This is a genomic window from Myroides sp. DW712, from assembly GCF_046557355.1.
GTDB lineage: Bacteria > Bacteroidota > Bacteroidia > Flavobacteriales > Flavobacteriaceae > Flavobacterium.
Genome location: NZ_JBKFDO010000001.1, coordinates 327,182 through 350,214, shown reverse-complemented (window position 1 = coordinate 350,214; position 23,033 = coordinate 327,182). Strand labels below are relative to the sequence as shown.

At 37.5% G+C, this 23,033-nt stretch carries 20 protein-coding genes; 6 read left to right on the top strand and 14 right to left on the bottom strand.

All coding sequences use genetic code 11. The features are described from left to right. Nucleotides 1-173: 173 nt before the first annotated feature. The 10 genes from ACLJX0_RS01615 to galE all read right to left on the bottom strand — a co-directional run bounded on the left by ACLJX0_RS01615 (nt 174) and on the right by galE (nt 13,094). The gene (locus ACLJX0_RS01615; RefSeq protein ID WP_410877898.1) at nt 174-1,055 is read right to left on the bottom strand and encodes a hypothetical protein; all 882 of its coding nucleotides are present in this window, start codon (nt 1,053-1,055) and stop codon (nt 174-176) included. A gap of 212 nt (nt 1,056-1,267) precedes the next feature. Then, nucleotides 1,268-3,100 carry an acyltransferase family protein gene (locus ACLJX0_RS01610; RefSeq protein ID WP_410877896.1) on the bottom strand — a complete coding sequence of 611 codons (1,833 nt, stop codon included), beginning with the start codon at nt 3,098-3,100 and terminating at the stop codon, nt 1,268-1,270. A 133-nt stretch (nt 3,101-3,233) separates the two neighbouring features. After that, complete coding sequence (locus tag ACLJX0_RS01605; RefSeq protein ID WP_410877894.1) at nt 3,234-3,968, bottom strand: YoaK family protein; 735 nt, start codon at nt 3,966-3,968, stop codon at nt 3,234-3,236. 313 nt (nt 3,969-4,281) lie between these two features. Beyond that, nucleotides 4,282-5,307 (bottom strand): YncE family protein, encoded by a 1,026-nt coding sequence (locus tag ACLJX0_RS01600; protein WP_410877892.1) that lies wholly within the window; start codon nt 5,305-5,307, stop codon nt 4,282-4,284. Nucleotide 5,308: 1 nt separating this feature from the next. Further along, the gene (locus tag ACLJX0_RS01595) at nt 5,309-6,502 is read right to left on the bottom strand and encodes an alpha/beta hydrolase (protein WP_410877890.1); all 1,194 of its coding nucleotides are present in this window, start codon (nt 6,500-6,502) and stop codon (nt 5,309-5,311) included. 4 nt (nt 6,503-6,506) lie between these two features. After that, nucleotides 6,507-7,787 (bottom strand): hypothetical protein, encoded by a 1,281-nt coding sequence (locus tag ACLJX0_RS01590; RefSeq protein WP_410877888.1) that lies wholly within the window; start codon nt 7,785-7,787, stop codon nt 6,507-6,509. Between the two features lie 12 nt (nt 7,788-7,799). Beyond that, nucleotides 7,800-10,088, bottom strand: coding sequence for a TonB-dependent receptor (locus ACLJX0_RS01585; RefSeq protein WP_410877887.1), 2,289 nt, complete (start codon nt 10,086-10,088; stop codon nt 7,800-7,802). A 672-nt stretch (nt 10,089-10,760) separates the two neighbouring features. Further along, nucleotides 10,761-11,402, bottom strand: a complete 642-nt coding sequence (locus ACLJX0_RS01580) for an HdeD family acid-resistance protein (RefSeq protein WP_410877886.1) — start codon at nt 11,400-11,402, stop codon at nt 10,761-10,763. Between the two features lie 163 nt (nt 11,403-11,565). Further along, on the bottom strand, nt 11,566-12,057 hold the full coding sequence (locus ACLJX0_RS01575; protein ID WP_410877885.1) for a DUF4199 domain-containing protein: 492 nt from the start codon (nt 12,055-12,057) through the stop codon (nt 11,566-11,568). A 14-nt stretch (nt 12,058-12,071) separates the two neighbouring features. Beyond that, the gene (galE, locus tag ACLJX0_RS01570) at nt 12,072-13,094 is read right to left on the bottom strand and encodes a UDP-glucose 4-epimerase GalE (protein WP_410877884.1); all 1,023 of its coding nucleotides are present in this window, start codon (nt 13,092-13,094) and stop codon (nt 12,072-12,074) included. Between the two features lie 450 nt (nt 13,095-13,544). On the opposite strand from galE, the gene ACLJX0_RS01565 reads away from it, so the two are divergent. Then, nucleotides 13,545-14,945, top strand: coding sequence for a glycosyltransferase family 2 protein (locus tag ACLJX0_RS01565; RefSeq protein ID WP_410877883.1), 1,401 nt, complete (start codon nt 13,545-13,547; stop codon nt 14,943-14,945). A gap of 66 nt (nt 14,946-15,011) precedes the next feature. On the opposite strand, the gene ACLJX0_RS01560 is transcribed toward ACLJX0_RS01565, so the two are convergent. Both ACLJX0_RS01560 and ACLJX0_RS01555 read right to left on the bottom strand, forming a co-directional pair. Continuing rightward, nucleotides 15,012-15,470, bottom strand: coding sequence for a PaaI family thioesterase (locus ACLJX0_RS01560; protein WP_410877882.1), 459 nt, complete (start codon nt 15,468-15,470; stop codon nt 15,012-15,014). A gap of 54 nt (nt 15,471-15,524) precedes the next feature. Continuing rightward, nucleotides 15,525-16,511 (bottom strand): hypothetical protein, encoded by a 987-nt coding sequence (locus ACLJX0_RS01555; RefSeq protein ID WP_410877881.1) that lies wholly within the window; start codon nt 16,509-16,511, stop codon nt 15,525-15,527. 252 nt (nt 16,512-16,763) lie between these two features. Here ACLJX0_RS01555 and ACLJX0_RS01550 point away from each other — a divergent pair, with 252 nt between their 5' ends. Next, the gene (locus ACLJX0_RS01550) at nt 16,764-17,357 is read left to right on the top strand and encodes a hypothetical protein (RefSeq protein ID WP_410877880.1); all 594 of its coding nucleotides are present in this window, start codon (nt 16,764-16,766) and stop codon (nt 17,355-17,357) included. A gap of 52 nt (nt 17,358-17,409) precedes the next feature. Here ACLJX0_RS01550 and ACLJX0_RS01545 read toward each other — a convergent pair whose 3' ends face one another. Both ACLJX0_RS01545 and ACLJX0_RS01540 read right to left on the bottom strand, forming a co-directional pair. Then, nucleotides 17,410-18,243 (bottom strand): universal stress protein, encoded by an 834-nt coding sequence (locus ACLJX0_RS01545; RefSeq protein ID WP_410877879.1) that lies wholly within the window; start codon nt 18,241-18,243, stop codon nt 17,410-17,412. 80 nt (nt 18,244-18,323) lie between these two features. Then, nucleotides 18,324-19,010, bottom strand: coding sequence for a hypothetical protein (locus tag ACLJX0_RS01540; RefSeq protein ID WP_410877878.1), 687 nt, complete (start codon nt 19,008-19,010; stop codon nt 18,324-18,326). 135 nt (nt 19,011-19,145) lie between these two features. Between ACLJX0_RS01540 and mnmE the strand changes: the two genes are divergently transcribed. The 4 genes from mnmE to ACLJX0_RS01520 all read left to right on the top strand — a co-directional run bounded on the left by mnmE (nt 19,146) and on the right by ACLJX0_RS01520 (nt 23,012). Beyond that, nucleotides 19,146-20,537 carry a tRNA uridine-5-carboxymethylaminomethyl(34) synthesis GTPase MnmE gene (mnmE, locus tag ACLJX0_RS01535; RefSeq protein ID WP_410877877.1) on the top strand — a complete coding sequence of 464 codons (1,392 nt, stop codon included), beginning with the start codon at nt 19,146-19,148 and terminating at the stop codon, nt 20,535-20,537. A 149-nt stretch (nt 20,538-20,686) separates the two neighbouring features. Further along, on the top strand, nt 20,687-21,814 hold the full coding sequence (locus ACLJX0_RS01530; protein WP_410877876.1) for a tyrosine-type recombinase/integrase: 1,128 nt from the start codon (nt 20,687-20,689) through the stop codon (nt 21,812-21,814). A 136-nt stretch (nt 21,815-21,950) separates the two neighbouring features. Next, nucleotides 21,951-22,619 (top strand): hypothetical protein, encoded by a 669-nt coding sequence (locus ACLJX0_RS01525; RefSeq protein WP_410877875.1) that lies wholly within the window; start codon nt 21,951-21,953, stop codon nt 22,617-22,619. Nucleotides 22,620-22,721: 102 nt separating this feature from the next. After that, a complete protein-coding gene (locus ACLJX0_RS01520; protein WP_410877874.1) occupies nt 22,722-23,012 on the top strand; it encodes a helix-turn-helix transcriptional regulator in 291 nt (96 codons plus the stop codon). Nucleotides 23,013-23,033: the final 21 nt, after the last annotated feature.

Below are 23,033 nucleotides of genomic sequence, written 5' to 3'. Positions count from 1 at the left end.
TTATATTTGTCTTTCTTATTGTTTGGGTGCACCTTGAAGATAATTATTTTTGAGGACAAACAATGAAAAAACCCCGCCTTTTTTAGACGGGGTTTTTGTTTTTTAGGCTTTTTAGACAGCCTCTTTTTATTTATGTTGTTTGGCATTGTTCAAAAAACACCCATCGCCTATTCTTAAATCTCAATAATTCCAGCGCCAGATATTGCACCACTGGCATGCACAAAATCATTCATGGACTGGTTTTGTTCTGGGGTTAACTTGCTGTAGTTAATATCCAGCTTAGAGCGACTCATGGATAGGTCAAACAATTCCTTTTGGATGGCTTTTTGTCTGCTCACATCGGTTGATGTTTTAAATTCTGCAACTAATTCCATTTCTTTTTTATAAGACTCAATTACCTCGGGTTGATCTACATCCGGTAGCACAAGCGCTGTAGCTGGCACTTCTGTTATTGTACATACTCCCTCTTCTACTCGATTCTCTTGGTGGAAGTTGCGATCCTCTTCAGGTACCATTTCAGCATAAAAAGCAATAAACTCATCTTTTGTAAAAAACTTATTAAAGAAGTTTCCTACGGTATTCTTGTTGTAGGTTATTTGTTCCTCTGGATAAGCTTCACCCAAGTAATACGTACATCGATACAGGTTATTATCGATAAACAAAGCTCGGGTTGATTTGATATTATCCTCATACAACACCCCATCAATCAACACTTCTCTAGCGATAGATCCAAATTTATCAAAATTACCTTCTGTTGCATATACCATCGAATAAATATAATGGGGCTCTAAAGTTGGGTTGATAATTCCTCCCGAATTTTGCTTGAAAACGTTGAACCGAGTCTTTTTACCGTTATAGGTTAATTCATGATGCCCTCCTTCTATCTTTAAAACTTCAAAACTTTTGGGAGCAACCACGTATTTTTTATCATCAAGCAACACGCTAATCTCTTTATCCGTAGGATTGGACAAATAAAAATCGTGTCGTTTAAACGGGTCATCACAACTGATAAAGCCCATTAGCACAAACAAAAAGACTAAAAATCGTACTTTCATAACATTTATTTTATTTAAAAAAGGGTACAAAATTATTGATTTCAATAGAAGATTCCTAGTTTTTTTTGCTTTTGGTACGTTTACTATAGTTTTATACGCCTTCTATCGTAAGTCCCCAAATTCTTTGCGTAGATGATATGATTTAAAGATTTTAAAGACTAAGAAACTGACAATCAAATACTCAAAAAAGGAAAGCCGTTTTCTATTTTCTATCACCAAACCAACCCTTTCTCCTTCACAAAGTCCATAAAATCCTTTTCAAGTAGCGTTCCTATTTTTCGACTACCAAAGGCATTGAGGTGATTGGCATCATAGTAGCCCAATGTATCGTTAAAATAAGGTAAGGTTGTAGCCTTATTAAAATCAAACTTGAGGTAGAGCACTTGATCTGGATACTTTTCAATCGCTTCGCGTACGTAGTGAGGCTCAACTCCTTGTACCACTTGAATGGCTTCGCTGTGGGGATTTACGATAAAATCGCGGGTTGCTCGTATCGGATTACGGTCCAGTTGAGGATAGTCTCCGAGGATAACTAGACGTTGTCCTGGTTCTAGACTCTCAACTAAAGCGGAGAAAGCAGCTTCTAGAGAAGTGACCTTATCTAACCAGGCACTGGCAAAAAAGATAATTTTACTCTTTTTCTTCATGGTTTCAAACTCTTTCAGGAGCACCCCATACTGCTCGTATTCACTTTCGCTTTCAAAATCTTTCCGATCAATTGTCGGAATACTAGGATAACGGTCGTTGGTTACTGCCCAAAAGGAAAAGTGGTGCTCCTTTCCTATTTCATCCAATACACCTTTATAGGCTAACGCATGACTATCTCCCACCAAGCTAATAGAATCTAGGATGGAATCCGACAGGTCTCCGTAAGGGCCTGCCTGAACAAAGGTATCATCATGAGAATCCATACCAAAGGTTGGAGTCGCATACACTTTTGGAATTGGAAAAAGGTGTTGATTCATGCGATACATTCCCGCACCAACACCCAAAAAGAGCAGGCCTAAAACTGCAAATCTCGAAAAGAACACCGTATTGGGATACGCTCGAAATACCTGTTCCACGTAGGTATATGACAGCCAAGATAACCCGTAGGTTAAAGCCGTAATGCTTATCATTTCATAGGCTGTGAAATCCGCGCGCATGGTATAGTAGCGTACAAAGGCCATAATAGGCCAATGCCAGAGGTAGATTGCATAAGACAGCTCTCCCAAGTGTACTAATACATTCGTTCGGCATACAGCATTGACTTGTGCTTTAGTGGTCAATAGCAATAATCCAGTGCATACACAAGGAAGAATAACCCATAATCCTGGAAAAAGTGTTTGATCGGAAAATGTAGCTCCACAAACGAATAAACCTATAAAAGCCAACGCCGCCACCCTATTTTGATGTGCACCCATTATTTTTTGTAGCAAGGTTTTCTGAAGTGCAAAAACGGTTCCAATAAGAAATTCAGGAATACGTGCCCATAGGGAGAAATACATGGCACTCTGTTGATTGAGATACATACTAGCGTAAAAAGAATAGCTCAATAGCCCTACAATAAGCATTACACTAACAGCGGTGCGGTATTGTTTTCTAACCAAGAGTAAAAACAAGGGCAATAACAGGTAAAACTGCATTTCGACGGATAGCGTCCACGTATGTAACAAGGGATTTTCTTGAAGAGTTGCACCAAAATAAGTATCTAATTGGGCAAAGTAATTGTTGGAGTTAAAAATGCCCGCCATCATCAGGCTTGTGCGCAAATGAAGGATATCTACCCATACATATACCCATGCTCCTACAATTCCAACAACCAGCAGCAACAATAAAAAAATAGGCATAATGCGCTTAATGCGTCCCACATAAAAATCAAACAAACGGAAGCTTCCTTTTTCTTTTTTATGCAGGATGATACTACTGACCAAAAAACCCGAGATTACAAAAAATACATCTACCCCAATAAAACCACCACTAAACCAGGAGGGCTGTAGGTGAAAAATAAAGACGAAAAGTACAGCTAGTGCTCGTAATCCTTGAATATCTGATCTGTATTGCATTGTTGTTTGTCGAGCTTTTTAGGGTTAATGGTTTCTTTACGGAAACTATAAATTAAGATAAAGGAACCACTTACTAAAGATAGTATAAACACCCTTTTCTGCATACGACACATGCAAAAAAACTAGCAGATTCTTACCATTTTTTTATTTTTCGTCTCAATACATAATAGCTCATGAGTAATTGATCGTACCACAAAGCAAACAACAGCAGCGCTGCGGCTAACAAAAGTGTTTTAAACTGGTAGTGAAAATACATAAAACCACCAGCAACACAGCCGATAAAGAAACAGCCAATAATAGCAAGCATTAACGCGATACTGCGAAATAAACGAAGTCGCTCGGTTCGATTTTTATAAAAGAAGAGCTGGGAAAGCACAATTCCCAAATCAGTAAATAATCCTGTGAGGTGGGTGGTTCGCACCACTGCTCCAGAAACACGGGTAACGAGGGAATTCTGCACCCCCATAGAAAACAGCAAGACTAAGGCGGTAAAGACGCTGTATTTAAGTAAGGCTGTTGGTTCTGCAATATCAACAAGGCTAAGTCCCACCAACAGGACTACTTCCAGTAAAATAGGAATTACATAGGACACCTCAGGTTTGTGTTTCAACACCCATTCCATGATTAAACTCGAAACAAAAGAACCTAAGAGAAAGAAAAAAGTATAGACGAGATACACCATGGCACGGTTGTAATTTTCTTCCGTTACTTCTTCTGCAAAAAAAGCAAAATGTCCTGTCACATTAGTTGTCAAGGTATGTAATCCCAAGACTCCCACACTATTGACAATTCCCGCTACACAAGAAAGCAAAGAGGCCATTTTGAGGTTATGGGAATACGCGCGATTTTTACCTTGGTGTCTAAACATGAAAAGAAAAAGTTTTATACAAAGTTATGAAATTGTTTGGCTTTTGTTGTTTGGCTTTTTTATTTTTTGAAGCCCATTGCCTATAATAGATATTCAGCCTCAATGGGTTTCATTCAAATAAGCAAACGCAACACCTACTACTACAAAACTTCCTCTCTATTTTCTTTCTTTCTTTCTTTCTTTCTTTCTTTCTTTCTTTCTTTCTTTCTTTCTTTCTTTCTTTCTTTCTTTCTTTCGTATCGTTCATTTTACTCGAAAAAAAAAGAGACTGCCTCCGGCAGCCTCTTTACAATTTAAAATCTAACGCTTTAACTTACAATTGGATTTTACTCACAATATCACCATTCGTATCCACTTGAGGTTCTTTTCCTTCCTCTTTAGGCATACGTTTTGTTTTATTCGTTACATAAGCCGTTCCTGTTTTAACATTAACAGCTACTGTGTTGGGATGTGATCCCGTTTCTAGTTCAGCAACTACTTCATAAGATTTACCATCAACAATTACAGTTTTTCCACTATCTCTATTGGCTAGTACAATTTTGTTTGCTGTTGGGGCATATTTCACCCCTAAAGATCCACCTTTGAATTTCACTACTTTCAAAAGTTCTCCTGAATCAGCGTGTAAAATCGTTAATCCTGTAGATGAATTCGTTACAAATAGGCGTCTACCTGCCTCATCAATTGCCACATTGATTGGGCTTTCTCCACCAGAAGCAAATTTCTTCACTACTTTCTTCGTTTTTGGATCGATAATCGCTACTTCATTAGTTCCCATATTCGTAGCGTAAAGCTTATTGGTTTTTGTATCAAATGCTAAACCAGCAGTAAACACTCCTGTGTTCTCGATATACCCTTCCAATACGTCTTTATTTCCATCAATAATCCAAATTTTACCTTCTTCTTGTGTATCCGAAGCATAGATGGTATTGGTACGTTCGTCAATGGCAATTTCTCTGTTGTGTCCTTTTTCATTTGTTCCAGGAATAACTTTTACCTCCTCTGTTTTTAGGTTTACCATAGTAATGGCATTGGTAATGGTATTGGTTCCGTACAATTTTTGTGTTTTCTCATTCACGGCAATTCCAAAAATAGGATTTCCTTGTACGTTAATTTCCTTTTCTACCGCTAAGGTATTTCCATTTAGCTTGTACACTATACCTTCCTTATTCTTAAAATCGATAACAGAAGCAACATATACGCTGTTATCTCCGCTGTTGTACGTCAATTCATACAGGCCTTTTCCAACAGCTTGACTTTTATCTATGGTTTGTGCAAAGGCAGTAGTTGACAGCGCTAAAAAGCAAGCTCCTGCCAGGGTCATGTGTTTTGAGTATTTCATACTATTTACTATTAAATTGGTTATCTAATTCGATCATCCAGGCGAATGCTTGTTGCCAATACCAGGCTCCATGTTTTCCCATCGGATCTATTTTTACTTCCTGTTGAACGTCGAAACGGTCATTCATTTGTTGAACAAAAGCCAAGACATCATGATCCATATGGACCACTTGTCCAGCTCCTATTTTTCGATTTTCTCTTCCCCCTGCATAAAAGAAGTAGCGTTGCTGTTGCAGTTGTTTTTTATGCTCGGGAGTGAAATTTTCCATATACGCTATCACTTGCTGTTGATCTTGCCAAAGTGAGGGTGAAAAAACCCCTACTTTACCAAAAACCTCTGGGTAAGTCAATCCTCCATATAAAGAGATTAATCCTCCTAGTGATCCTCCCGCTATTCCTGTGTATTCCTTTGCTTTTAGGGTTCGGTAATTGGCGTCTATATAGGGTTTAAGTGTTTGTACAATAAAGGCTAAATATTGTTTTCCTTCCGCTATTGGTGTTTGCGTGGTTGGGAAAAAAGCATATTCTTTTCCTCTTGTATTTTTTTCGTATTCATGGTCAATTCCCACGATGATATACTGATCACCAAATCGCTCAATTATTTCATCTACTCCCCATTCTACGGGGCCTAATCGTCCTTCAGAAGTGGCCTCATCAAACAGATCTTGGCCATCGTGCATGTACCAAACAGGATAAGCCCGTTTACTAATTTTATAGTCTTTCGGAATATAAATTCGGATGGCACGCGTTCGCTGCAGTTCGGGAAGAATGAAATTCTCAACGACAACAAGCTGATCCGGTGCAGTTGATGCAGGATAGCGGTCGCGCCAAGCGAGAATTTTCTCTTGGATTATGAGATCGTCTTGCACGACACAATCGTGTAAATTCATCAATCGCCCTTTCGGAGAGCACTCTAGCGTTTGCCAAGACCCGCGCGTAAACTTATACTCCAATACCCCTGTTGGAATATTGTAGAGTGTAAGGCTATAGAATCCAGCTTTTTCGGCCTGTGGTTCCAAGATATAGCGTTCCTCTTTGGGATTCCATCCATTGAAATTCCCCGTTATATAAATGGCTTCTTCGGTGTGGGCCTCCCCCTCAACCGCCAGGTTGATTTGTATGGTATGTCCCACTTGAGCTTGTACATTCATGGTTATTATTCCTCCAAGTATTATTACTAATACACTAATCTTCATTCGTTTACTTTCTATTCACTTTAAATAATCCTTGCGGTTTTCCACCTTTACCAATGGTAATTGCAGGTTTAGCCGTTAAGAAGTCACTAGACAATTCGTAAAATCCTAATTTTGAATCGCTCACCACACGGATAAAGCGTTTATCGTCAATTTTTGACACGCCGAGGGCTGCTGCTGGTGTTTCTACCAATCCTACGCCTTCAATAGCAATTGGTGTAATTGCTTTCGTTTGAATATCAATCACTACATATTTCCAAATCGGTGTTAAATTAATTGATTGCGGATCGGCCAAAGTCACCTCATTTATAAGGGTGATAATTTTTCCTTTTTCGACAAAAATAGTAGAGAATTTCCCAGAAGCCACTTGACTAAATAAAGTATTAAAATCAAGTTCCCAAGAAGTATCGACTTGATTTGCTCCATTTTTAATACGCGCTATTTTAGAGTGATCGCCTAAACCACCAGTCTTTATGCCTTGGGTAATCAAATATAAATCCTTGTTTTCATCAAAATAATAGAGCGGATTTTCATCAACAAAGGCAATATTCCCAGTATTTTTCACCTTAGTATCTCCAATCCAAGCCCCTGTTTTTAGATCAATTACAGCAAGATGAACGTCCGATGACACGCCGTCAAACATTCCTCCTTGGGCACCTTGATTTTTACCAAAGGTGATGTCAGCATATAATTTATCCCCATTTACAGCTAAGAAATGTTGCCCGATGGCTCGGAAATTGACACCTGTTAGCTGTAAGGTTGCTTCCAATTGCTGAATTTGCGTCGTATAATCTCCCAATGGACCTTTTTTGGCCATGCTAATTGGGTCAAAAATCTGAATCGTTGTGGGTTGTGCCCCTTCGAAATAGTACCCTGTTTGATGGTCATTCGTCAAGGTAAAATTCCCCGATCCTGCTATTTTCGGTTCCACTGCAATCGATGTAGTGGTATAAAATCCTTGATCAGTAAAGACAAATTGTCCTAAACTTCTCGCATTATTATCGTCAAACATACGGTAGACGCGATCGCCATATTGGCGGTAGCCTCCCATTCCACCAGCGGCTGTTGTATTTCCAGTGGCGTTATCGATAGTTCCTGATGGAAGTTCTCCATAACTTTTAAGAAATCCATTTTTAATAGGTCCTTTCCCCTCTGCTAAAGTCATCACAAAATAGTGTGCTTCTTTTCCAGTTGGCGGCAGTGTAGGATCTGGTTTTGCGTTGTCGTCTGAAGAACATCCTGTCAAGACTAACGGTAAAATAAAAGCCCAGGATACTATTCGTTTCATGGTGTGCATAGATTAATTGAGTTTATAATTGAACTTCAAGTAGATACTTCTACCTGCTTTTTGAATTTTATAGTAATCGTATAATTCCTGATTGAATAAGTTTCGTCCCTCCAATCCCACAGACCAACCATTAGTAGGCCATTCATAGACCAAACCAACTGTTAGGGAAGTTTGATCAGGTACTGCATTTTTCACGTCTCCCTTGCTACTCCCAAAAAGGCCAAGGAAACCACCGGGTTCCATCGATTTGTCAATGGGTTGGATATAAAACTCACGTACGAAATTCAGATTAGCATACAGCATCACCCTATCTTGGGTTGTAAAGAGGCGTTTCAACGTTTGTTCGACACCTAGATTGGCAAAGAAATACGGAATATTAGGCACGCGATTGCCTTTGAGCCATTGATCCGCTAGTTGATCAAAGCGACCATAACGAATACTCTGCCATGTAAAGTTGGTGTAGAATTTAGTAGAAGGTGTAACAGTATAAGAGAAATCCCCTTCAAATCCATATCCCAAAGCGCGCTCCTTATTAACAAAGAGCGACAAAGGGGGATTTCCAGCTGTTAGGACAATAATGTCTTTGGTTTTGCGATAAAAAGTATTTAGACTGTATTCGAATCTTCCGAATTGCTGATCTATACCAAGATTGAAATTTAAACTTTGCTCTGGTTTCAGGTCAAAATTAGAAGCAATAAAGAGGTTATCTCCAAACAGCTCGCTATACCCTGGTAATCGACGAGCATCTTCTACAGAAAATCTTAGGTTACTGTTTTCTTTCCATGGGTATTTCACTGCAAGAGCCCATCCCCACGCGTTATTTGACGTATAATGAATGTCTGCACTCCTCAGGTCCACGTTATAAGCTGTATTTAACCCTTCGCTAGTATAGCTGTAGTTTTTAAGAATTGCTGTAGTCTCAACTCGGTGATTCCACCATTGGCTTGTTAGCCCTAGAGCAACGGTATTTTTTTTATAATAGGACGGAATCTCGATAATTGGTTGTTGGGTATCTTCAATTTTCTTTCCATACACATCCGTTCCGAGGCGTTTAGTGTAGTTGTACGTATTATTTAACCACAACTGTTGGGTTGTACTCCATTGCCATCCCAGCAAGGTACGACTAGTCCAAAACGTCATATCAAGAGCCGCATCTGTAGGTTGATCACCTTCTCCTCTATACCCGCGAGGTGAAAATGCTCCCAACCAATTGTAACGTCCTTGTAGGGTATCAGTGAGTTGGGTTTTGACCACATTATACGCCACAAACTGATCAATCGTCAACCGATCATGAAAAAGCTTCTTTTTGTAACGCAGGGTGGGTACCCAGCTGTGTTGCTGTTGCTCAATACCTCCATACGGAGTTACCATGGTAGTGGGGCTATTTTGAATCTGCTTATCTACGTTATAATAGTGCAAGTCCACTTGCAGCAGATCAGCTGCTTTTAGGTTTTTTACCCCGAGATAGGCATGGCCATAATAGTGTCGGTATCGATTGTGAAAGAGACGAACCTTAGGTGTTGAACTGGCTAGTTCTGCATCGGGAGTATTGATTTTATAGTCATTATCTGCATAGTTAGAAAAGAATTCTCCCCCTAAATACACATAATCATTGCGGTTATAGTGTCCTCGAATAGCCGTTCGAAGTGTATTAAAAGAGCCATACGCAATAGAAGCGCTCAAATCATTCGCTAAGTTCGTTTGAGAAACGAGGTTAATGGCCCCCCCCAGTACATCACTGGCTAGATGAACTGGAATCACCCCTTTGTACACCTCTACTTTATTCAAGGCCTCTAAGGGCACATTCGATAGATTGTATCCTTCACCTAAATAACTCAAGGGAATTCCATCTCTAAAATAACGAATAGCATGACCTTGAAAACCATTTAGATTCACGTTGGTTTCTCCCCCTAATCCACCACTCTCTCTGATGCGAACCCCTGTAGCGCGATTCATTAAATCACTCAGAGAAGCTGGACGCAATACCTGACTCTTGGTATCTACGACTAAGGTGCGGATGATGCCTCGATTTACTTCTTTTTCTTCGGTTTGCTTGGTAATCTGAATAGCATCTAAAAGGGTGACCTCCTTGCTCAATTGCAAGGTATAACTACTTCCATTCACGAGTTGTACTACTTGCTGTAAGGGTTGATAACCCTCCATATATACCATTGTTCTTCCCTTTCTTTCTTCTTTTACCTCCAAAGCGATACGTCCATTCTCATCTGTGGTATAGGTTTCTTGATCCAGATATACCATAGCCCCAGGAACAGGTTGATGTTCTTGATTTTCAACAATCAAAAAAATCTTATGTTGCGCTAGTAAAGCACTCGAAGAAAGGAAGATACTGTATAGAAAAAGTTTACGAAACACGCCTGTTATTTATATTTAGTTTAAATAAATACAAAAGTAGACTAAAAAAGCTTATTAACAAGAATAATTCTAAATAATGTTTTGATGAATGGTGAAAATCAATTTTTACCATTATAGTCCTTTTTCAATAGACTAAGCAAGTCCAAAAATAAAAGATTTGTTTGATCTCCTTTTCTCTCATTTAGTTGAAAAACTTTTATACATTTACCAAAAAGAAGCAAGTTAAATATTAGCAAGACGTAAGTATGGCAACATTTGGAGAATTCTTAAAAAAAGAAAGAGAAAAAACAAACCAGTAGACTTTGCTTTTGATAGTATATTGAATTATTTTCAGTTCTTCACTGAAGAGTCACTATATTAAACCATTAGTAGTACAAAAAAATTAAAAGACTGTAGAAGATATCGTATTTTCAGGGGATATTCACAATTCGTATATTTCAATTCCCTCTAATGAAACATTCGCCAACTCTTGCTGTAAAGATTCCAAAGCGTTCTAAGGCGGTAAAAATAGTAAACAAAGCAACAATAAGCCGATTGTACCTCCAATAAACAATAGAAAAAGGATGCTCGTACGAGCATCCTTTTTCTATTGTTATTACGTTATTCTTTATCCATAGCTTTGCGTACTTCTTCTTGAACTGCTTCCCATTTTTTAGCTAATTCTTCACTAATGTGAGCGCCTTTTTTCTTTAGTTTCTTAAGCTTTATTCCATACAAAACACTGAATAAACCTAAGGTTATAATTGAAAAAGCTGTCCAGTAAACAATTGTAAATGCTCCTGCTTCAAGATTGGTCATCATAAAAATAGCAAACAGCAAACCTAAAATTCCAAAGAGTACCATAGAAGAAATCCCTCTTACACCATAATTATTTAATTCTACTGCCATACTCAAACTACGCACTGAACGGAACAACAAAATACATCCCACATAAATGGGCAATACTTGTAAGGTTATTGCTGGTTTACTCAACAAAATTAGACCTAGTACAACATCGACAATACCAGAGAACAAAATCCATCCCCAACCGTCTAATTGTTTTCTATTACTCAAAGCAAACGCTATTTCTGCAATTCCCGAGAAAAAGAAAAGCCAACTAAACAATAAGGCTAAGGATAAATAAGAGGCAACAGGCGTCATCATGATAAAAATACCAGCGATGATGAATACTACACCTAAAATAACAGGAAGATACCAATGCTTCACATTCTGTTTGATGCGATTTAAAATAATACTACTCATATGTTTATCTTTTCTTTTAAAGATACAACTTTATTGGCTTTTGTGAAATATTTTCCACACAATTACCTATAGAATAAAAAAACAGGTAGTATTTGCACTAATTTGAGCTAAATTAATCAATTATTCATCACTTTTCCCCTATTGATATGGTATGTTCTTAAAGCTAAGATGAAGTCCTTTTAGAACGAACAAAAATCATTACAATAGCTGTGGTAACTACCCCCATCATCAAGGACATAAGAAAGCCTTGTCTGGCGTAATTCCCATAATTGAAATAACTGGCTGCATCTTCTTCTGTTGCATAATAGCCCAATTCAACCGATCGTTTAATCACGTTTGGAAAAAACTCTGGGGTAATTACAAAACTGGTTATAGCCTGTGTCAATGGACTTAAAATTGCAATAACCAAGGATAGCACTACCCCCGAGAGCATACCTTCGCTATAAGTCATATCTCGGTCATAGAAATTCTTCTTTTTATCTTGAAGGGCCAATACGAATATACCAATCGCAGGTATAGCGAATAAATTCGTTAGATATAGGTGATAATCAATATATTTTCCGTGTAATCCTGTCATTTTTTCTAGCAACATCCACACTACTCCTACGATGGAGAAAATAAGGCCCCATTTTATCTCACTACTAATTTTATTCATTGATTTTGGCTGTATTAGAGGTTATAATTTTTCTTTTTTAATTCCCAATTCCAAGCGCTAGCTAACATATCATCTACTGTTTTGGTTGGTTTCCACCCTAATATTCGTTCAATTTTAGCTGTACTCGCCCAGGCTTTATCAACATCTCCAAGACGACGCTTGACAATTTTGTAGTTAATTTTAATTCCACTTACACGCTCAAAGGATTGAACTAACTCTAGTACAGAATACCCTTGACCATTTCCGACATTGAATACTTCAATTTGTTTTGTATTTTCTTTTTTCAACAAGTATTCTAGCGCTCGGACATGTGCATCTGCGAGATCCACTACGTGAATATAATCGCGTACACACGTACCATCTGCCGTATCATAATCATCACCGTAAATAGAAAGATATGGCCGAACTCCCACAGCGGTTTGCGTAATATATGGAATCAGATTGGAAGGTATCCCCACGGGTGATTCACCGATACAACCTGACTCATGTGCGCCAATGGGATTAAAATAGCGCAACAGTACCGCTTGTAAGGGGTATGCTTTAGCTAAATCAACAATAATCTCCTCCCCTACTTGCTTGGTATTTCCGTAGGGTGAAAGCGCAGTTTTAATCGACTCCTCTTCCGTAATAGGCATGGCTTCCCCTTGTCCGTAAACAGTACAAGAAGAACTGAAAATTATTTTATCCAACCCCTTCATTTTCATGGCAGATAACACATTAATTAAAGAGAAGAAATTATTCTCATAGTAGGCTAAGGGCTCGTTCATGCTTTCCCCTACCACTTTAGAAGCAGCAAAATGAATCACGCCCTCCATATCGCCATGCTTATCAAAGACCTGAAATACAGCTTCTTTATCTCGCAAGTCTAGTTGTTCAAAAATGGGAGCTTGACCTGTAATCCTTTTAATTCCTTCCACTACCGTTATCGAAGCATTAGATAAATCATCAATAACAACCACATCATATCCTTTTTGTTGCAAAGCTACTACGGCATGAGAACCTATGAATCCTAGTCCACCTGTTACTAGTATTTTCATCCACATTAATTTAAAAAATCATCCTTTTCAAAGGTAACAGAATTTTAACTATTTCTGTGGTAAAATTTTGCTTTAGAAAGGATAAACGCAAACATAATCGAAGCAAACGACTGCCGCTCTTCTATCCTCTTAGCGAGCGGAAACGAGCCTTATTCTCATTTTATCAATATTACATGGATTAGTAATTCGCTTATAATAAGCCTTGGAAAACAAAGTAGATTGGTTGTGTTGGCTTTCATAGGCCTTAGCTTTGAACTAAACAATGTGTAGTCCAAATCAACAATATGGGGAAGTTAACAGGGTAAAAACCTAGTGAAACCCCAGTAAAATCAAATGGCACGCATCTTGCACTATACAAATCAAGAGCGCGTACAACTTGTACCCTTCTTGCTTTTACTTTCCTTTAGAAAGACCATCAAGAAAAGCTCCTATCTACTAATTGACATACTTATGAAAACAAACAACGTCCCCAAACTTGCGTATTCATCTCTTGATACTTCGCAAAATTCGAATAAACAAAAGCGCTTTAGTCTAACGGACTATTTCGTGTTAGCCCTAACTTTTGTCCTATTATTTAGCAGTGTGATTATTCTTTATCATTTTCATCCGTATTTTGAACGCATGCAATTGAAACAGCTAGAAGGATTTGGAGGGCAGCTCTTCTTTGGCATCAGCATGACGCTTTTAGCCGTACAAGTACTATTCTTACTCTATATCTTTTATCAATACTTTAAATACAAACCTGTAGCTCCAGTTGAAGACAGTGAACTACCTATCTGTACGGTTCTTGTTCCTGCTTACAACGAAGGGCGTTTAGTTTATGATACCTTGTTGAGTTTAGCGCAGAGTGATTATCCAGCAGATAAGCTAGAAATTATCTCTTTTGATGACGGTAGTAAAGACGATACTTGGATTTGGATGCAAAAAGCGAAAGCAGTGCTTGGTTCTCGCGTATCCATCTATCAACAACCTCGTAATATGGGCAAGAGACATGCGTTATATCGCGGCTTTAAGCTAGGTAAAGGAGAAGTATTTGTAACGGTTGACAGTGATTCCATTGTAAGAGAAGACACCTTGAGACAATTAGTTAGTCCTTTTGTAAACAATGCTTTATGTGGTGCTGTTGGAGGAAATGTCTTAGTACTAAATACAGAAGATGGGATTATCCCTAAAATGCTAAACGTGAGTTTTGTTTTTAGTTTCGAATTTATCCGATCAGCACAAAGTGCACTTAATAGCGTATTGTGTACCCCTGGCGCTCTTGCTGCTTACCGAAGAGAGGCGGTTATGAACTGCTTAGAACAGTGGATTAATCAAACTTTTATGGGAACACCCTCTGATATTGGAGAAGATCGTGCCATGACCAATATGATTTTAAAGCAAGGGTATCACGTATTATTCCAAAAAAATGCATATGTACTCACCAATACCCCAGAGAATTTCAAGGGATTGTACAAAATGTTTATTCGGTGGGAACGCAGTAATGTAAGAGAAAATATCATGATGAGTAAATTTGCATTTCGCAAGTTTCGAACAGGCTCCACTGTTGGACCTCGTATCCTACTCTTAAACCAATGGCTAAAGGTGATTTTAGCTTATCCCATGATGCTTCTCATGTTGTATTTAATCCTTAGCTATCCTATTATGTTTATTAGTAGTGCTCTAGCTGGAATTTTAATCTTCTCCTCTATTCAAGTCTTGTTTTACGCGAAGAAGTACAACCTTAAAGATTCATTTTGGGCGTATACCTATAGTATTTTCTATACATTTACCCTCTTTTGGATTACCCCCTATGCGATTGCAACAGCCAAACGCAGAGGTTGGTTAACAAGAACACTTCCTACTAAATAGTAGTTATCCATAGTTAAACAAAAACGAGCGATTCAAATGGATCGCTCGTTTTCTATTTGTACTATTTTATTCTTCTTTTAGTCGGATGGCAAGAATTTCTCCAGTAGCACAAAGTACTTCATTAGCGGATAGCGTCATATCAACCCATACTTTTCTTCCCTCTATTGCTCTCAGTTTTCCCTTTAACAGGAGTGGTACCCCCATGGGAGTCATGGCTTTAAAATCTACTTTAAGTGAAGCCGTTACACAGCGAACGGGAATAGGTTCTACTAAGGGAATGTGATTAGCCAAACATAAGAAGGCAGCTGCTGATCCTGTTCCATGGCAATCCAATAATGAAGCGATTAATCCGCCATAAACACTTTCCGGCAATGCTGTGAATTCAGGCTTTGGTGTAAAGTGCGCGATAGTTTCTTCCTCCCCTTCAAGATAGGTTTTCAGTTGATGTCCAGCGGCATTTGCTTTTCCACATCCAAAACAATGGGCTAAATTTTCTGGATATAAATCTTGTATTGCTTTTTTCATATGGTCTTTTTTAGTTGCGTTAAAAAGGTAAGTATTTTACTTGATTTGCAAAAACTATTGGGATTGAAATTCCGCTACTATTGCTTTATACATCTGATAAGCTCGTTGAAAATCTCCCTCTTCTACATAGTGATTGGCTTGTTCTAATACTCGTTTTTCACTTTCAAAATTAGCTTGAACAAAGCGTTTCATCTCCGATTGATAAGTCTGTTTACTTGTGCGGAAACCCGATATCACAACGATATCGTCTTCCTTTACATAGAGATATTCAAACTCACTAAGATAGGCTTGGGCTAATTTCCACTTTTGATCCTCAATAAAAGTATGCAGTCGATGGAGTAATTCGTGAGGATAACTCGCTTCTACAAGGGATACAACCGACTCAAGATTCCAATCTTTGTATTTCTTTTGTTTGAATGTCATGTGATTGGGATATAAATCCTCTCTTGTGGTATATATATCCTTTACGTACTGAATAAAATCCGCTTGAAGAGCGTCTGGCAACGAAGCTAATTGACTTTTTATATTTCGCTTTTTAAATACAGGCGTACACTTACCCCATACTTCGGGTTTACATTGAAAAGAAAAATGAACTACGTGCATTTTTTGGTTATACAAGATTAAATAAGATAATGGCATTGTGGCTCCATGTTTTTGACTACAATAAAAAAGGGGAATAAAAACCGCTTGTTTCCAATTATAGGTTTTAAACCATACCGCTTCACTATAAAACATTAGCATAGAAGAAGCATAGCGCGGATGCTCATAGACGAAAGAAGTATCACCCAAATCATTTCTTAACGTAAGAGAAATCGCAGAAGGCAATCCGATAAAATCAAAGGCTCGTTTACTGTCATAATTGTTACAAGCCGCACTCACTTTGATATACAAGCTTGTATCCCCATCTTCATCCAACCACATTTTTACTGCCGTCACCTCATCTTGATTTAACGACTGTGCATAATTTGTCATCAATCCTAAAAAGAATATCCCCACACAACAGAATAGCAATTGCCTAGTAGAAAAATATTTTTCTGTCATTTGTTCTCAATTTTACTTCTAAACTAACGTTATACCTTACAAAATGGTATAAAAGTCGCACTAATTTTTCGCAATTAATTCATTCTTCCGACATAAGTTCGCATTTTTTATATTAATAACATTTTTTTTGCCAATAGATTTAAAAATAAAAATAAAATTTTCTTAAAAAATCTATTTACCTAAGCTTTTTTATCCTAATAAATAACTTATCTTAGAGCTCTAGAAAAAATTGTAATACAAAATAGTTACTCAATGAAAAGAACAAAACGTATTTTACTGGTTGCCACCCTAGCACTGACAAGTACTGTTTTTGCGCAAGGCAATATCAAAACCATTACCCATCAATTCTCTACGTTATTTAATAAATCTTCCAATTATCAAAACTTCAAAATTGTTGATAAGCAAAGTCTTTTAGATTTACAACAAAATGTTGAAGATTCGCTACACCAACATACAAACAAATTAGTGGCTAATCAGGCATTGATTGAACAATACAAAAAAGAATTGGAAACGACTACACAGCAATTGGCTGCTGTACAAAAAGAGTTAGAAACCTCATTAGCCAAAGCAGAACACTTTGATTTCTTGGGGGTTACGGCAGAAAAAAACACGATTCAAACGGTTATACTAGCCCTTTTTGGCTTGTTATTTATTCTTGTTGCCATCTTTTACTATCGTTTTAAGAAATGTCATGTTCATACAAAAGATGCCCTTCAAAAATTAAAAGAAACAGATGATGAATTGGAAGAATTCAGAAAATTGTCTTTAGAACGCGAGCAAAAAATCAGAAGACAGCTTCAGGATGAAATCAATAAGAATAAAATTGACCCTTCTATTTCTAAATAGATGTTCAATAAAAAAGTCGTAAAGCAAATCAACTTTACGACTTTTTTAGTTTTTATTCTTCGTGGAACGCTATAATTGGCACATGTCTATGATAGCTTAATTTTTTAGTCATACTCGAAGTGAATAATTTATCTAAGAAACTTCTATTTCTCTTAACCGAAACAAGTAAATCAATATTTTCTCTATCCAAAAATGTAAAGATTTCTTTTTCAACATCTTTTCCTTCTACTAAGGTAAAAGTAATTGGATGTCCATCATAATATTCTAACCAACTCTCTACCACTTCGCGATTCACTTTATCAACATCTTCGATAACGTGGATACACTTGATTGTTGCATCATACCCTTTAGCGATTTTTACTAGTTTGTCTAGTACAATTTTATCACTTGGCGCAAATAACGTAGAGAAGGCGATGGACTTAATTCCGTTGAAAACCGCATCGTGTGGTACACTTAACACGGGAGCTTTTAAAGAATTAATTGCATTCACGGTATTGGACCCCAATAACTTTCTATCCCATCCGGAATTTCCATTGGTTCCCATAACCACTAAATCGATTTCCTCTTCTTCTACTCTTTTCTTTAAAATTGTATTTAGGAACCCTTCCTCTAGGATAAAATGCATGGGCACCTGGTCTAAGTTATTTTCTTTGGCTATATCGCGAATGAAAGGCACTTGATCTTTAAAGTTTTCAAAATTGCTTAATTCGATAGACTTATATACGTCTTGCACCATTACAGGATTGGCTGTAGCGGAAATTACAGGCATTTCATACGCATGTAACACAAACAGCGTTGCATTTTGACTTTCAGCCATTTTTAGCGCGTAAATAAGTGCATTATTTGCTGTTTCTGAAAAGTCCGTTGGAAAAAGTATTTTTTTCATAGTAGTGTTAATTTTGATTTCTATAAAGATAAGAATTTAAGATTAGTTTTTGAGTTTCCTGTTCTCAAAAATCGAAGTATTTATAGGTATCTTTTTATTGATGAGGATTGGAGAAGGTTTGGTGAGATTAGGTGAGATTGGGTGAGGATTGGGTGAGGATTGGGTGAGGTTGGTGAGGTTGGTGAGATTGGGTGAGGTTGGTGAGGATTGGGTGAGGATTGGGTGGGGATTGGGTGAGGATTGGTGAGGTTGGGTGAGGATTGGGTGAGGATTGGGTGAGGATTGGGTGAGGATTGGTGAGGATTGGTGAGGATTGGTGAGGTTGGTGAGGATTGGTGAGGTTGGTGAGGTTGGTGAGGTTGGTGAGGTTGGTGAGATTGGGTGAGGTTGGTGAGGATTGGGTGAGGTTGGTGAGGATTGGGTGAGGATTGGGTGAGGTTGGTGAGGTTGGTGAGGTTGGTGAGACTAGACATCTTTTGATGTAGACCGAATGTTTTGGCATAATTCATTTCCATATTGCCCTTAGTAATCGTAATCTTATATTGATTAAATGCTACGGCACTCAACACAACATAATCGTTCATCACTTCTTTGGATGTACTATAGCTGTGTACTGGTATTTCCTCATAAATTTTAGTGTTCCAATACGAAAAAAATAGCTGGATAACGAGATCGGAATCGCCAACAATTTCTACTTCTTTGATTTCTGTTACGCTTTCTCCAAAAGCTCTCATCCAATCAGGGTGTTCTTCCACGGTATAAATCACACGGAGGTATTCGTCTTTTTCATTGGCTACGAGTTTACACTCAAATATAAGGAATTAACTTACATGATTCCTTCCTCTACTCCTATTATAAGATTGCTGAATAAATAGTATCTTTGTCCTTATTTAGAGGAACAAATGATATTACAAGATACTATTGTTGCTTTAGCAACACCTTCGGGTGCTGGGGCAATTGCTATAATACGGGTATCGGGAAAAGATGCTATTGCCTTGGTTAACGGCATTTTTCAATCGATCAAAAAGAAGGATTTAACGAAACAAAAAACACATACACTGCATCTTGGACATATTGTCGATGGGGAACGTGTTTTGGATCAGGTTTTAGTTTCTGTATTTAAAAATCCGCATTCCTACACGGGAGAGGATACGATTGAAATTTCGTGTCACGGTTCAACATTTATTCAACAGCAAATTATTCAACTTTGCCTGAGAAAAGGGGCTAAAATGGCGCAACCGGGTGAATTTACCATGCGTGCTTTCTTGAATGGGAAGTTAGACCTCTCCCAAGCTGAAGCAGTAGCGGATTTAATTGCATCAGATAATGAGGCGAGTCACCAAATTGCTATGCAGCAAATGCGCGGTGGCTTCTCCAATGAGATTGCGCTACTCCGTGAGCAACTCCTCAATTTTGCTTCACTTATCGAACTGGAATTGGATTTCTCAGAAGAGGATGTGGAATTTGCAGATCGCACTCAATTCAAAGCACTTATCGACCGTATTGAATTCGTCCTAAAACGTTTAATCGACTCTTTCGCGGTTGGAAATGTGATTAAAAACGGTATTCCGGTTGCTATTGTTGGGGAACCAAACGTTGGTAAATCAACCTTACTCAATGCCCTATTGAATGAGGAACGTGCTATTGTTTCGGATATTGCAGGAACTACACGTGATACCATCGAGGATGAATTAGTCATCGACGGTATTGGTTTTCGTTTTATTGATACAGCAGGAATTCGCGATACACAAGATGTGGTAGAAAGCATCGGGATTCAAAAGACCTTTGAGAAAATTGAAGCCGCTCAAGTGGTCATCTACTTAATTGACGGAGGACAGCTTACTCAACAATCCATCGCCCAAATTAACATTGAGCTAGAAAAACTAAAAAATAAATATCCGCTAAAACCACTTCTTGTGGTGTGTAACAAACAGGACCTCCTCACTCAGGAGCAACTTGATTTGTTTCAATCGCAAATTGATGGGTTGATGCTGATGTCGGCCAAAACCAACGTCGGTATTGAGGAGCTGAAACAAACGCTACTGGGCTTCGTCAACACAGGAGCACTCCGCAATAATGAAACCATCGTCACGAATACCCGCCACTACGACTCCCTCCTCAAAGCACTCGAAGAAATCGAAAAGGTGAAATGGGGACTTCAAACGAATCTCTCCGCAGATCTTATGGCCATCGATATTCGTCAAGCGCTCTATTTCTTCGGGGAAATTACGGGTCAAGTTACCAATGATGAGTTACTGGGGAATATTTTTGCTAATTTTTGTATCGGTAAATAAATTACGTTTCCCTTGTTAAGACATACTTTCTTTTAATTGACTATCAGTAAATTAACACTGATAGTCTTTTCTTTTATGTTCCTTTCTTAGTATATTCGTTGCTACAAAATCATCACATATTTTAAATATGTAGCAAATTGCATCACATAATGAAAATCACACTAAGAGAACGTCTATTACCAAGCGGTAAGATTAACCTATCTATAGAATACTATAAAGGTACCATACTCCAACCTAACGGTAAACGAAAAACCGTTAGAGATTACGAAAACTTAAAACTCTTTTTACACGGCGAACCTAAGAATGCTGGTGAAAGAAAAGAGAATAAAGAAACAATGGCACTTGCCAAGCAAATCTTAGCTATTCGAGAAGCTGAGTTTTACCAAGGTCGCTTTGAACTAAAGAATACCACCAAAGGCAAAAGAACCTTTTTAGACTACTTTCAGGAGAAAACAGAAGAGAAATCTGATAGCCCAAAAAACTATGGCAATTGGACGGCTACAATGATTCACTTAAAGCGATGTATCTCCCCTAACACAATTTTTGACGACATAGATGAGAAGTTTATAAAACGGGTACGTACTTACTTCGATAAAGAGGCACGTACCAAGAGTGATCTCCCTTTATCACTTAACTCTAAATACTCCTACTTCAACAAATTTAAAGCCTGTTTGCGCGCAGCCTTTGATGAAGGCTACTTAGCTCTAAACTATGCAGCTAAAATCAAGTCATTTGAACAGGCAGAAAGCCAACGGGAATACCTAACGTTTAATGAAGTACAGCAACTAGCCCATACAGAATGTAAATATGAAGTATTAAAACGTGCTTTTTTGTTTTCTTGTCTTACAGGTTTGCGTTGGTCAGATATCCACAACATGACCTGGTCTGAAGTTCGCGATGAAGATGATTCAAGTCGGGTAAACTTCAGACAAGAAAAAACCGATGGTGTTGAGTATCTTTACATTTCTACACAAGCTAGAGAGCTATTAGGCGAACGCAAAGGCAATCGGGATCGAGTGTTTATCGGCTTACGATACTCAGCTGTTTATAACAACGCTATTGTGCTGTGGTGCAATAAGGCTGGGATATCCAAGCATATCACTTTCCATAGTGCAAGACATACAAACGCGGTACTCTTATTGGAGAATGGAGCGGATATTTACACGGTTTCTAAACGTTTGGGACATCGTGAAATACGCACTACTGCTATTTATGCTAAGATTGTAGATGAGAAAATGAAAGAAGCTTCTAATTTAATTCCTGAACTAAGTTTTTAAGATTATGTATAAACGTGTAAATCTACTTATCGCAACAATTATATTACTCTTAGTAAGTTTTTCAATTCTTTCAACGTATTACTTGATTGGATACCTATCTTATATTGCTATTATGTCAATTCTATGGCTATATTTTATGGGAAAACTAGGGGTAAATTACTTCAATCATTTCTATGAAACAAAACTAGAAAGAGTAAATACTAAGACTAAATTTCTAGATAATAAAACTCAGCGATTTCGTGTTTTCTTTTACGCATTTTTTAGTCCGCTAGCAATTGTTATTTTCCTCTTATTTACACGTGTTCAAGTTATACATGATTGGTATGAGCCACTTTATACTAGCTTACTTTTTATCGCTTTCTTATGGTGTATGTGGTTTTTAAATTTCACCTGGAGTAATGCATTTCTTAACAACTGCACCCCCAACAGATCATTCGCGCCTCGAAAACAATTTTATTCTACTTTTAAACTCAAAGATTTGTCTCCGTTGGAACTAAAAGAAATAAATAGTGAGTTTCATCAATATTTCGATAATTACCAAGATATAACAACCGAATGGGGTAAAAATAAAGTTAATCTTAATAAATTCAACTGTATACACAAAGAGAAAAATAAAATGGTTGGTTATAAAAAAATTTTTGAACTGCTTAATAAAGTAATAGAAGATGGTATTTTAGATTTATTTGATAAAGAACGAACTAAACTTTATAATTTCATTATTCAAAACTTTACTCGAAATGGAGAAATTATAGATGAAGACAATCTAAATGCAGCCTATTGTAAATGGCGAAAAAAGAACGGATAACATAAAGTAATTCGTTGATTTAAAACAAACTACCTTATACCTTTTTTTATTTTCTTTTCCTTTACTACACCTTTGCTTTCATAAACTTAAAAACAGAAAGCAATGGAAAATCAAATGATTTTAGAAAAACTAAACCGATTAGAGCGATTAATTGTTGATTCAACGAAAGAAATATTTAATGTAGAGGACTTAATCAATTATACGGGCTTCACACGTTCACACATTTACAAATTAGTGCATAAAAACGTAATACCATATTCAAAACCCAATGGTAAATTTCTGTTCTTCCTAAAGTCAGAAATAGACGAATGGCTACTTCAAAATAAAAGTCAATCTATATCTCAGATACAACAACAGGCCTTAGACTATTCTTTTAAAAACAGAAAAAAATAAAGCGTTCAAAATTGCCCTTTG